We start from the raw sequence: 13,076 nt of genomic DNA on the forward strand, positions 1-13,076 counted from the left end.
TACAAAATACCTATTAAGAACATGAAAAAACTTTTGACAATCTCTATACAGAAGAGATGGCTGATGTTGGCACTCTTCCTTTTATTGGGATTCTTTGGTTATTATTCCTGGACCAAATTATCCGTAGAAGCTTATCCTGACATCGCTGATGTAACTTCACAGGTTGTTACCCAAGTTCCGGGACTGGCTGCTGAAGAAGTAGAACAACAAATTACCATTCCATTGGAAAGAGCCCTCAATGGCCTTCCGGGAATGCATGTCATGCGAAGCAAAAGTACCTTCGGACTTTCCATGATCACCATGGTTTTTGATGATGGGATAGATGACTATTGGGCAAGACAGCGTATTCAGGAAAGACTTACGGATGTTACCCTTCCTTATGGAGCACAGCCTGGGCTTGATCCCCTTACCTCTCCTATCGGCGAAGTCTACCGTTATATTATTGAAAGTAATAATCATAGTTTACGGGAACTGACAGATTTACAAAAATTTGTAATCATTCCGCGTATCAAGCAGGTTTCCGGGATTGCAGATGTGACCAATTTCGGTGGAATTACCACGCAGTTTCAGGTGGAATTAGATCCTCACAAACTTGAGCAATATGGACTCTCATTATCTGAAGTTACCGAGACCATTTCAAAAAATAACGTAAGCGCCGGAGGGAGTATGCTTCCCCGGGGAAATTTAGCCTATGTGATCCGGGGAATAGGTCTTGTAAAAGATTTAACTGACCTTGGAAAAATTGTAGTAAAGACTGAAAACGGCGTTCCGGTATTCCTGAATGATGTAGGAACGTTGAAATATGGAAACCTGGAGCGAAAAGGAATTCTGGGATATACAGACCGAAAGCGAAATTATCCTGAAAGTGTAGAAGGAATCGTCCTGTTGCTGAGAGGGCAAAATCCTTCGGAAGTATTGGAAGGTGTTCATCAGGCCATTGATGAATTAAATAATGAAACGCTTCCTCCGGGAGTAAAAATCCATCCTTTCCTGGATAGAACAGACCTTGTAAGTACTACGCTTCACACGGTTTCTCATACGCTTACCGAAGGAATTGTACTCGTTATTATCGTCCTGATTGTATTCTTAGGAAGCTGGCGAGGCGCTTTATTGGTAGCTATTACCATTCCGCTTTCGTTATTATTTGCGTTTATTTTGATGCATTTCACCAATATTCCTGCGAACCTTCTTTCGCTGGGAGCAATCGATTTCGGGATTATTGTAGACGGAGCTATTGTAATGTTGGAAACGGTATTGAAAAAGAGAGAAGAAAATCCCGAAGAACCGTTAGAAGAGAAAAGCATTACCCAAAGAGTTATTGAAGTAGCAAAACCCATCTTCTTTTCTACCATTATTATTATTACAGCCTATCTTCCATTATTTGCTTTCGAAAGAGTAGAGAAAAAATTATTTACCCCAATGGCATTTACTGTAGGGTACGCCTTACTGGGCGCTCTTGCTGTAGCTCTTCTTTTGATTCCTGGCCTCGCTTATGTAATCTACCGTAAGCCCAGAAAAATATACCACAATAAATGGCTGGAAAAAATAAGTACCGCATATGGTGAAAGAATCGAAAAAATAATGCAAACCCCTAAAAAGGTAATGATCCCGGTAAGCATTGTTTTATTATCAGCCGGAATCCTTTCCTATACGGTAGGAAAAGATTTCCTTCCTGAACTGGATGAAGGTTCTATATGGCTGCAGGTACAGCTGCCCCCCGGGATTTCTCTGTCCAAAGCAAAAGAAATGAGTGATACCTTACGTGCCAGAACTTTAAAACATTCAGAAATCACTTATATGATGGTTCAGGCTGGCCGTAATGATGACGGAACTGACCCTTGGACTGCCTCTCACTTTGAAGTTTCTATTGGAATTAAGCCCTATGATCAATGGCCGTCAGGAAAAACCAAAGCGGATCTGATTAAGGAACTCGCAGCAGATTATAAAGAAATGCCAGGTTTTACAGTAGGCTTCTCACAACCAATGATTGACGGGGTAATGGATAAAATTTCCGGAGCGCATAGTGAATTGGTCGTAAAAGTATATGGGGAAGATTTCAAAGAAACCAGAAGAATTGCTGAAAATGTACTGTCTACTTTAAATAAAATTCCGGGTTCGGCAGACCTTGCCATTGACCAGGAACCTCCCTTACCTCAGCTGCAGATTATTGCTGACAGAGATAAAATTGCTCAATATGGATTGAATGTAGCAGATGTGGCTGATCTTATTGAAGTCGCTTTAGGAGGAAAAGCTATTTCACAGATCTTTATCGGCAATAAAGTTTATGATATCTCCTGTCGTTACACCGAAGACAGCCGTGATACCCCTGATAAAATAGGAAATCTGATGCTCACCTCAGCTTCAGGAGCTAAAATTCCATTGTCGCAGGTGGCAGAAGTTAAGCTAAGTACTGGAGAAAGCACCATCACCAGAGAGATGAATAAGAGACATCTTACCGTAAAATTAAATTTAAGAGGAACTGACCTTTCTTCTTTCCTGAAAAAAGCTCAGGACAAGATTGAAACAGATATCAAATATGACCATGAAAAATACCAGATCAAATGGGGCGGTCAATTTGAGAATCAAAACAGAGCGTATTCCAGATTGGCATTCATCGTTCCTTTGGCATTGGCAATTATGTTCCTGTTATTGTATGGTGCATTTGGTGATTTCAAACAGGCGTTGGTACTAATGTCTATTGTTCCACTGGCTTTATTTGGAGGAATGCTTGCTCTTAATATACGCGGAATGTCATTAAACGTATCTTCAGCCGTAGGATTTATTGCTCTTTTCGGAGTTGCCATTCAGAATGGGGTCATTATGATTTCCCATATCAATGACCTTCGTAAGAAAGGATATGATCTGAAACTGGCAGTAACAAAAGGGGCGAAAGATCGTTTCAGACCGGTATTAATGACTGCAACGGTTGCTGTAATCGGATTATTCCCGGCTTCATTGGCAACAGGAATCGGATCGGATGTACAAAGACCTCTGGCGACTGTAATCGTTTATGGATTAATGTTCTCGACAATTTTAACACTATTCGTTCTTCCTGCTATCTATTTTATGGCAGAACGCAGCAACGAAAAACAAAATTTAGAATCAGATGAAGCACTTACATAAGAAAATCAGCGTTCATTTTATCATAGTAATAACCTTATTATTCAGCATAATCAATAAGGTAAAGGCACAGGAAAAAGAAGTACTGAATTTTGAAGAATACCTAAGCCTTGTGGGAAAGAAAAACCTGGGGTATGCTGCTCAAAGATACAACGTAGGAATGGCTGAAGCTTCTATTCAGACCGCAAGTATGTTTCCGGACCCACAGTTGGACATGGAAACCACCAATAATGGAATTAAGGAAAACATGGGGTATGTATATGGCGCATCTGTTGGCTGGACCCTGGAATTGGGAGGCAAAAGAAAAGCAAGAATAAACCTGGCTAAAGATCAATCTGAATTAAGTAAAATTCAATTACAGGATTTTTTCAGAAACCTTCGTGCTGATGCAAGTTTAGGCTATGTGGAAGCCCTAAAATCCAAAGCTATTCTTGAGGTACAGCAGGATTCTTATAAAAACATTCTACAGCTTGCCAAATCAGATAGTATACGGTATCGTTTAGGAACAATTTCTCTGGTCACTTCAAAACAGAGTAAACTGGAAGCCGCTTCTCTTCTCAATGACGTGTACCAGGCAGAGAGTGCTGAACAACAAGCATTAACTGGGCTGGCAGTATTTCTCAGTGATGGCAAAATAACAGGTAGAGACGTTACTGGAGACTTTAATGCTTTTAACAGAGATTTTACTATTGATGATCTTATTATCCAGGCATTAAATACAAGAGCAGACCTACTGGCAGCAAAACAGAATACACAAGTTGCCAAAAGCCAAATCAGTCTTGAAAAAGCAAACCGAAAAATAGATCTTGGAATCAATGCCGGAGCAGAACGTCACACTGAAGCTACCAATGAAATTGCACCCTCACCAACGGTAAATGCAGTAAAATTAGGACTTAGCATTCCTTTGAAATTTTCCAACAAGAGAAATGCGGGGTTAAAAATAGCAGAGATGGCCCATTCTCAGGCTGAACTTGAATATCATCAGGTAGAACAAGGAATACAAGCTGAAGTCATGCAGGCTTATCAACAGTATATGGCCACGCAGAAACAGGTAAAACAATTTCATAATGGGATGCTTACAGAAGCGAAAAGTATATTGGAAGGCATCACTTACAGTTACAAAAGAGGTGAAAGTTCTATTCTTGAAGTATTGAATGCCCAAAGAACTTATAATGGGGTAAGAAAAGATTATTACGAAGCGCTTGCAGATAATGCAGCGGCACTGATTGAACTTGAACGCAAAGCAGGAATCTGGGATATTAATTTTTAAAAGAATGGAAGCGGGAAGTTGATCAGTTTGGAAAAGAACTGAAATTCCAATTAATTAACCTTTTTAAAACTGAGAGTATTTTCCATCAAAAGACTGATGGCGGTAAGTAAAGCGACAAGTACTTTCACCTTCCTTCTTCCAGCTTCCAACCTTCATCAATCTAAACCAAATGACATCAGTCTTCCTCATTCAAAAAGCCCTGAAATCTATAGGATTCAGGGCTTTCGTAAATAAAAATATGGTAATTATATATCATTTTATAACACTACCAACTGAGATTTCTAGTAACTAATATTTTAAAATTTAAGGATATTCCCTCAAAAAACAGAAAGAAGTTAGTAGCACAATAGTACTTCCAACTTCCAGCCTTCCCAACATCCGCTACTTCTTATACTTTGATTCGTAAATTCCAATCCAATCCTTCACTGTCATTTTTTTACTTAATTCTGCGATCAGTTCAAAAGGAATATCTTCAGATTTTTTGAAACGGACGCAGGATTTTCCCATATCCAGCTTTTTCTTAGAATGCTTAGGGTATTCTGCCACAAACCAATCCAACAGCTCCGGTCTGGAATATAATCCCATATGATACAATGCAATAAAGTTCTTTTGTGAAGCCAGATTAATAAAGGGTAAAGGTGTTCCCGGTGTACAATGATAACCCGCAGGGTATGTTTTCAAGGGAACCACCCAGCCTAACATTCCGTAATTGGAAATTTCTTCAAATCCTTTCGGCAGATTGTCATTAATCAAATCAAAAAGTTTTTTGAACGGCTCTTTTCTTTCCTCCGGAATCTTGGAAAGATAGTCTTCCAATGAGTTTGATATAATTTGCATTTTCAGTGAGTTTTAGAGGTTCAAATTAATAAAAATTATTGATTATTTATAGAGAAACAGGTTGGAGGCTGGAAATTTCTATTCAGAATATATTTACTGAAAGTATTACAAATTAATAGAGTCTAATTATATTGACGCCTATCATTTTTACAACATTATACTTCTTTCCTCATAAAAAAGCGGCGGTACAAAAATGCACCACCGCTCAACTTTATTTACACTAAAAAAATTATTTCTTGATTGCTTTTACAGTAGAATGAGAGCCGTCCTTAAAGTAAAGTGTAACAAAATACAGTCCTGAATTCAATCTGCTCAGATCAAGCTCTTTCACAGAACCTTCAACTGTTTTCACTGTTCTTCCTGAAGTATCTGTTACTGTTACAGACTTAATATCCCTTGTATCTGATATGTAAAGAACATCCTTAAACGGGTTTGGATGAACCACTGCTTTTTTCACCGGAGCATTCACTTCTGAAGTACTTAGCTGAGCTGGTTCAACAGTAAAATCATCTACGTAGAAATTATAATCCAAGTCTTCATTCTGCGATCCTGTACTGCCATAAAAAGCAAAGACAGTATTCGCACTAACAAAGTTAGCCAGATCGAACGTATATTCATTAGAGGTATTAGACGGAGCATTATTGGCATCCCAGGTTTGTAGAATCATCCATGTAGTTCCACCATCATTGGAAACCAGGAAATGAACAACATCATCACTATCCATTCCTGAAGAATTAGTACCATAATATTCTGTTACTCCATAATTAAACTTCACTTTATATCCACCTGCTGAAAGATTAAAAGCTACAGTTTTCAACCATCCTGCTTTAGAAGAACCATACAAATTCATACGAGCAGATGGATTAAGTGAACCATTTAAAAAATCATTAACATACCAATAATTACTGGTTCCTGTAGGTCCTGTATCCGGATCTCCTCCTGAAAGGGCGCTTGTCCAACAATTACCAGGAAAAGGACTAAAACTGTTAGTATATGAAGGAACTATGGTACCACATAGTGTAGTAAATGATTTAACGAGTGACCAAGCACTTTTGCTAGTTGCTGTACTGCAATTGGCTCTTACCCAATAATAATGTGTTGTGCTTGGAGCTAGGTTGTTGAGAGTATAAGAGGTTCCTGTAACATTGGAATGATTAGGATTTGCATTATTGGCAGGTACTGTTGGGCTTGTACTATAATAAATATCATAACTTGTAGTTTGATTACTGGCGGGAACCGTCCAAGAAATCTGCGCAGTATTTGCTGTAATTCCGGTTGCAGCATCTGTAGTAGGTGCAGCACAATCTGTATAAGCATCTGCTGAGAAAGCAAAAACATTAGGAATACCTACTCCTGAACTTTTTGTAACAGTAACACTCTGTATTAGTTTAGTCTGATTGGCTGCATCAATATTCAAAACAGCCTGATACAGTCTGGGGTTAGTACTACTGGGATCTAATACGTCATTATTTCTATTGATCCTTCCTATTCCCTGAATAGCAAAATTAGTACCTCCATACCAATCTGACAGATTAATATTAGAAAATGTCTGAGTTGTATTATCTGTAAAATTGACCGTTGCACCCACTATAGAAGTTCCACTACCACTCGTTGCCAGCATATACAGTTTAAAGGCTGCTGATGGATTAGTAAATACAAGGGTACCATTATCTCCTGTGGCAGATAGTTTTAAAGAGTTATTACCACTTAAATTTCCCAATTGAAAACTCAAACCAGGTGTGGAAGCTACCACCGAATTGATAATACCATCCGCAGGAATTCCATAAGTAAGAGCAGAGCTCGTAGAAGTAAGTTTATAATCTCTTGCCACAAAAGCAAAAGATACTCCATCAACGTCTGTTGTAGTAGATATTGAAGAAGACCCTACTCCATTGGCAATTACATCTGCCGTAAATCCGGAAGTAATTGGCATTTTTTGAAAATTTTGAGCCACCATTGCTGAGGCTGAAAGAAGAGCAATAGCAGGCAAAGCTCTAAAAAATAAATTTATTGTCATTTTATTCACATTTGGATGGTAAATTAAGAAAAATACCAATATAAAAATAATATTTTTAACAAATAATCAATAATTAACCAAATTAAAACCAATATTGATATTTAAAACCATAAAATTATCTAGTCTGAAAGGAGATGATAAGCCGTTTCTTCTTATTCTTAATTTTATTATTGGGAAATTAAATCCTATTTTTGTCATACAAATTTTTGAACAATGCCGAATATTTCAAACAGAGCACTGCATATGCCGCCATCGCCGGTAAGAAAACTGGTTCCCTTTGCGTTACAAGCAAAACAAAAAGGAATAAAAGTATATCACCTTAATATCGGACAGCCTGATATTGAAACTCCGGAAACAGCATTAAATGCTTTAAAGAACATTGATCTTAAAGTACTGGAATATGCACTTTCTGAAGGTAATTTAGACTACAGAAATGCCCTTACTGAATATTACCACTCTTTAGGTTTTTCAGATTTGACACCGGATAACTTTATTGTTACTAATGGGGGTTCTGAAGCACTGAACTTTGCCATTTCAACTTTGTGTGACGATGGAGATGAAGTAATTATCCCTGAACCTTACTATGCTAACTATAATGGTTTCACCAGTACATTTGATGTAAATGTAGTAGCGGTTTCATCTACAATTGATACAGGTTTTGCACTGCCTCCAATTGAAGAATTTGAAAAAAAGATCACAGAAAAAACAAGAGCAATCATCATTTGTAACCCAGGTAACCCAACAGGATACCTTTACACACGTGAGGAACTTCAGCAACTCGCTGAGATTGCTTTAAAATATGACATCGTAATCATCTCTGATGAAGTATACAGAGAATATGTATACGATGGAAAACAGCAGATATCTATTCTTGATTTCCCTGAATTAAAAGAAAACTGCATCGTTATTGATTCAGAATCCAAGCGTTATTCTATGTGTGGAGTAAGAATCGGATGTATGGTTACCCGTTCTCAAAAAATCCGCAATGCGGCGATCCTTTTTGCACAGGCAAGATTAAGCCCTGTTCTTTTGGGACAGATTGCAGCAACAGCAGCTCACCAGAATGATGGTGCTTATATCAGAGCGGTAAGAGAAGAATATACCCACAGAAGAAATGTTTTAGTAGACCTTTTAAATGCTATTCCGGGTGTTATCTGCCCTAAGCCAAGAGGTGCTTTCTACTGTGTTGCAGAACTTCCTGTAGACGATACTGAGAAATTTGCACAATGGTTGCTTGAATCATATTCTAACAATAAGGAAACCATCATGGTAGCTCCTGCCGGAGGTTTCTACAGTGATCCTGAATTAGGTAAAAAACAGGTAAGAATTGCTTACGTACTGAAAGAAGAAGATCTTAAAAGAAGTGTTGAAATTCTGAAAGATGCTTTAAAGCAGTATAGAGAAGAATTCAGCCTATAAATTATATAAGATGCCGACAACAAAAAATGTATATCTGAAACTCATATTTCCGATCTTTTTGCTGTCGGCATTTTTTTCCTGTGATTCTAAAAAATCAAAACACCCTGTGGCTTCTACCAATGAAATAACCTTTATCAGGCTATCTCATATTGGCGGAACTATGGGTGAATACAGGATTATAAAAGTGACCAAAGATTCTGTCTTTGCAGAAAAAGGGGCCACTGCTAATAAATTGCACAAGGAATGGGCTTCACCAATCAATATTGATACATGGAAACAGCTTATTTCCTCTATTAATATTAAAGATCTTGACAAGATAAAAAGTTCACCCAGTCAACAGTCTGTAGATGGTATTGATGAAACTTTTCAGATACGCACTTCTAAGAAAGCTCATTTCTATGTCAACTCTTTTGCCGACCCGGAACATTACAAACAGCTTCAGCAGTTTAAAGAACAACTAGACAACATTCTTCCAAAAGAATACAAATAAAACATGCAAGAAAATTTTTCATTAAAGCCTTACAATACATTTGGTGTTGATGCCCAAGCAAAATACTTTGTTGAAATAAATAACATTGAAGAATTAAAAAACGCTCTTATTTTTTCAAAAGAAAATACTCTTCCTCTTTTATTTTTGGGAGGTGGAAGTAATATTCTATTGACAAAAGATTTTGACGGCCTTGCTATTAAACTTAATTTAAAAGGGATTTCCGAGAAAGATATCAGTGAAAATGAAATTCTGATTACCGCAAAAGCAGGGGAAAACTGGCATGAATTCGTGATGTACTGTCTAAGTAAAAATTACGGTGGACTAGAAAACCTTTCTTTAATTCCAGGCAATGTAGGAACTTCTCCTATGCAGAATATCGGCGCTTATGGAACAGAAATTAAGGATACATTTGTCAACTGTCTTGTATTGGATTTGGAAAATCTTGAGCTTAGAACTTTCAATCTTGAAGAATGCAGATTTGGATATAGGGATTCTATCTTCAAACAAGAAGGAAAAGGAAGATATATTATTTTAGAAGTTACCTTTACACTTACTAAAAAAGATCACCCTATTAAAACAGAGTATGGAGCTATTACATCGGAGCTTAAAAACCTTGGAATTGAGCATCCTTCAATTCAGGATGTTTCCACAGCTGTGATTAACATCAGACAAAGTAAATTACCAGATCCTAAAGTAATTGGAAATGCCGGAAGCTTTTTCAAAAACCCAACGATTCCTTTAGCTCAGTTTGAAGAGTTAAAGAAGAAGTTCGAAAATATCCAAGGGTATCCTAATGGCAATATGGTAAAAGTTCCTGCAGGATGGCTGATTGAACAGTGTGGTTGGAAAGGTAAACAGATTGGGAATGTAGCTTCACACAAACTTCAGTCACTGGTTATTATCAATGCAACAGGAGAAGCAACAGGAAAGGAAATTTTTGATTTTTCTACGGAGATTATCAATTCTGTACAGGAAAAATTCGGGATAGAACTTGAAAGAGAAGTGAATATTATATAACATTCGCTTTAGATTATATAACAGAATTCCGGGAATTTTCCGGAATTTCGCTTTCTTATTTTAATTTATTCTAAATAATCATTGTCTAGCATTATTATATTTTATAGTTTTGCAGTCTGCTTATTTAGAATAAATAAAAATGACTAGATCTTTACTTTTTGTTTTCTTTTTCATTTTCTGTGTACATTTTGTACAGGCACAACATGAAAAATCTCAATTGAACATTACTGTATTTGACGAAAACAACAAAGAATTAGAAGGTGCCTCTGTAACCATCAATCAAACTTCTTTAACTACTGATAAAAACGGCCATACGGATGTTTCTATTCCAAATGGTAAATATCACGTAAAAGTTCTTCATCCTGATTTTCAGGAAAAAGAACTGAATATCACCCTTACTTCTCTTCACAATGTTATTATTAAACTTCAGCCCATTAATAAGCTGGAAGAAGTAGTTGTATTTTCTAAGGAGAGTAAAGGTTTAACAACAAAATCAGTGATTGACAGACAGGCTATGCAGCATTTGCAGCCTTCCAGTTTTACCGACTTAATGGAACTTCTTCCTGGTGGACTTTCAAAGGAACCAGTTTTAAACTTAACCAATAAAGCTACACTCCGTGAAAATATCGGGGAATACATTGGTGACAAATACAATACCTCATCGCTGGGAGTTCAGTTCATGGTTGATGATAATATCATTAATTCCAACGCAGACATGCAGGTTTCAGTAGACAACAGACAGTTCTCTGAAGGTCCGAGATATAGAGAAACAGCTACTTCGGGAGTTGATATGAGAACGATTTCTACCAATGACATTGAAAAAGTTGAAGTAATCCGTGGTATTCCATCAGCAGCTTATGGAGATCTGACTTCAGGATTAATCAAAATTGAACGCAGAATAAAAGCCGCTCCACTGCAGGCCAGATTCAAAGCTGACGGATTCAGTAAGCAATACTATCTGAGCAAGGGATTTAAAATCAATGATAAATGGCAAATGAGTGCCAGTGCAGATTTTCTGGATTCAAAATCAAATCCAACAGATGATTTTGAAACCTATCAGCGTATTACGGCATCTATCCGTTCAAAGAAAATTTCAACACTATGGTCAAGGCCTTTAGAATGGAGATCTACTATTGATTTTTCCACCAATATTGACAATAAAAAATATGATCCGGACAACGGATATCCTCCAACCGACAAATATGAATCGAATAATAAAAGAATAAGCTTAACGAATAATTTTATTTATCAGCTGGATAAAAATTCATTTTTCAACAAGTTAACGTTAAACACAGCTATTCGTCAAGGGTTTGAAAAAATAGAACAGGTAAAACTCGTTCAATTATCAGGACCACGATCTTTTTCCCTTGCTACAGAACAGGGCGAAAATGTGGGCTATTATCCGGATCTTCGCTATATCACAGAATTTTCTACAGAAGGAAAACCTTTGGATATCACAGCTTTTTTCCAGGCAAATGGTACAAAGAAAACTTTTGGAATTACCCATCAATATGAAGTTGGGCTTGACTGGAAATATTCAAAAAATAATGGCCGAGGGCTTCAATATGATATGAAGACGCCTCCCTCTGCCAATACAGGAATTGCAAGACCAAGACCATACAATGCTATCCCGGCCTCAAGCCTGCTGGCTGCTTTTGTAGGTGACCAGATGAGCTATGCCATCAATCAGCATAAATTTACCTTATATGCAGGTTTAAGATTATCAAAAAATCTGGGAATCGACAACTCTTATGCTGTCAGCAAAAAAGTTTTTGCTGAGCCCAGATTAAATTTCCAATACAGCCTGCCTCATCTCATGATTAATGATTATCCTTTAAAAACTGATGTTACTTTGGGATATGGTCTTTTTTATAAGCAGCCTACTTTGTTGATGCTCTATCCGAACAAAGAATATTGGGATTATACCCAGCTGAATTATTACCACAATGATACACAATACCGATATGTAAATTTCATGACGTATGTACAGTCAAAGGAAAATAAAGAACTGCAAGCTGCCAAGAGTATAAAGAAAGAAATTCGTTTAGACCTTGCCTACAGAAATCATGAGTTCTTTATGACTTACTTTAAAGAAAGGATGACTAACGGATTCCGTAGTATGGACCAAACAGCCATTCACAATTATAAACAATATGATGCCACAAAGGTAGATATTACCCAATGGACCCCTAACGGACCGGATTTAACAAATGTTCCTTATGAAGTTAAAAATATTTTTGCCGCCTATTCTACTACAGAAAACGGAAGTGAAACGCTGAAGCAAGGTATTGAATTCGGTTATACATCTCCAAGAATCAAATCAATCAATACAAGATTTACCTTTACCGGAGCATGGTTTAAATCTCAATACAGAAACTCTACACCTATTATTTTTAAGCCTACAGCAACTATTGGTTCAGAAATATTTCCCTATTACGGAATCTACAAGAATGATAACGGATACGTTAATTCGAATATAAATTATAACCTGCTTATTGACACTTATCTTCCTAGCCTGGATCTTATTGTTTCAGCTTCAGTACAGGGAAGTCTGTACGATCATAGCAGAAATGACAGAAGAATTGCAGAACCTATTTCCTATTATGGAATGGATGGTGTAATACACCCTTTCACTGAAGCCGATAAGACTGATACTTACAAACAGTGGCTGATAAGAAATGTTTCTGTCTCTGATAATCTCGACAGGCTCTACACTTTTACTATGACAGGAAATATAAAGATTACCAAAAGTATCTACAAAGCCCTTCGTGCCTCCCTATTTGTAAACAGGCTTTTCAACTATAATGCTCCTTATACATTCAACAATGTAAAGGTGTACAGAAAAAGGATGAATACTCCTTATTTCGGAATGGAATTAAACTACAATTTTTAAAATATAAAAAGTA

General features: G+C 37.1%; 8 protein-coding genes. 6 read left to right on the forward strand and 2 right to left on the reverse strand.

Annotated elements, in window-relative coordinates; translation table 11 throughout:
* Nucleotides 1–21 precede the first annotated feature (21 nt).
* Together BLS98_RS16795 and BLS98_RS16800 are read left to right on the forward strand one after the other, a co-directional pair.
* Entirely contained in the window at nt 22–3,123 is a 3,102-nt protein-coding gene (locus tag BLS98_RS16795; protein WP_089737667.1) for an efflux RND transporter permease subunit, read from the forward strand.
* On the forward strand, nt 3,107–4,390 hold the full coding sequence (locus BLS98_RS16800) for a TolC family protein (protein ID WP_089737668.1): 1,284 nt from the start codon (nt 3,107–3,109) through the stop codon (nt 4,388–4,390). Before BLS98_RS16795 ends, BLS98_RS16800 begins: the two co-directional genes overlap by 17 nt.
* A gap of 381 nt (nt 4,391–4,771) precedes the next feature.
* Here the strand turns inward: BLS98_RS16800 and BLS98_RS16805 are convergent, their stop codons facing one another.
* On the reverse strand, nt 4,772–5,227 hold the full coding sequence (locus BLS98_RS16805; protein ID WP_089737669.1) for a DUF1801 domain-containing protein: 456 nt from the start codon (nt 5,225–5,227) through the stop codon (nt 4,772–4,774).
* A 229-nt stretch (nt 5,228–5,456) separates the two neighbouring features.
* Nucleotides 5,457–7,244 carry a T9SS type A sorting domain-containing protein gene (locus BLS98_RS16810; protein ID WP_089737670.1) on the reverse strand — a complete coding sequence of 596 codons (1,788 nt, stop codon included), beginning with the start codon at nt 7,242–7,244 and terminating at the stop codon, nt 5,457–5,459.
* A gap of 213 nt (nt 7,245–7,457) precedes the next feature.
* Between BLS98_RS16810 and BLS98_RS16815 the strand changes: the two genes are divergently transcribed.
* From BLS98_RS16815 to BLS98_RS16830, 4 genes are all read left to right on the forward strand, one after another.
* Nucleotides 7,458–8,663: a pyridoxal phosphate-dependent aminotransferase gene (locus BLS98_RS16815; protein ID WP_089737671.1), complete on the forward strand. Its 1,206-nt coding sequence runs from the start codon at nt 7,458–7,460 to the stop codon at nt 8,661–8,663.
* 10 nt (nt 8,664–8,673) lie between these two features.
* Nucleotides 8,674–9,153, forward strand: a complete 480-nt coding sequence (locus tag BLS98_RS16820; protein WP_089737672.1) for a hypothetical protein — start codon at nt 8,674–8,676, stop codon at nt 9,151–9,153.
* Nucleotides 9,154–9,156: 3 nt separating this feature from the next.
* A complete protein-coding gene (murB, locus tag BLS98_RS16825) occupies nt 9,157–10,170 on the forward strand; it encodes a UDP-N-acetylmuramate dehydrogenase (RefSeq protein ID WP_089737673.1) in 1,014 nt (337 codons plus the stop codon).
* A gap of 139 nt (nt 10,171–10,309) precedes the next feature.
* On the forward strand, nt 10,310–13,063 hold the full coding sequence (locus BLS98_RS16830) for a TonB-dependent receptor (protein WP_089737674.1): 2,754 nt from the start codon (nt 10,310–10,312) through the stop codon (nt 13,061–13,063).
* Nucleotides 13,064–13,076: the final 13 nt, after the last annotated feature.

It is taken from the genome of Chryseobacterium jejuense, from assembly GCF_900100075.1.
GTDB classification, from domain to species: domain Bacteria; phylum Bacteroidota; class Bacteroidia; order Flavobacteriales; family Weeksellaceae; genus Chryseobacterium; species Chryseobacterium jejuense.